The sequence below is a fragment of the Psychrobacter sp. GW64-MNA-CIBAN-0177 genome (genome assembly GCF_040309585.1).
GTDB classification, from domain to species: domain Bacteria; phylum Pseudomonadota; class Gammaproteobacteria; order Pseudomonadales; family Moraxellaceae; genus Psychrobacter; species Psychrobacter okhotskensis.
Map to the genome: position 1 here is coordinate 1 of NZ_JBEOOY010000236.1, position 272 is coordinate 272.

General features: G+C 35.7%; 1 protein-coding gene. It reads left to right on the forward strand.

The features are described from left to right. Window positions 1-133 (forward strand): phosphoenolpyruvate carboxylase (locus tag AAEY79_RS14905; protein ID WP_407074210.1); only part of this gene is annotated, 133 nt, incomplete at its 5' end. Between the last annotated feature and the right edge of the window lie 139 nt (window positions 134-272).

The following is a 272-nucleotide window of genomic DNA, read 5'->3' on the forward strand; positions in this document are numbered from 1 at the left end:
ACAAATCGAGTTGTTAAAACGTGCCAGACAAAAAGACGTTACAGGCGTCATCAATCATGATGAGCTTGATGTTGAGGATCCATTAATCCGTAGTATTAACGCTTTGGCAGCAGGTTTGCGCAATACAGGTTAATTATTAGAGCGGCATATTCTTCGGTTAAGATTAAATATATAGTCAAAATATCCTAAAAACATTAGGGCGTGTCCTCATTTTAAAAATGGTGATAAAAATGAGGTAAATTGCAGTCAAACAAGGAAAATAGTGCAGATAA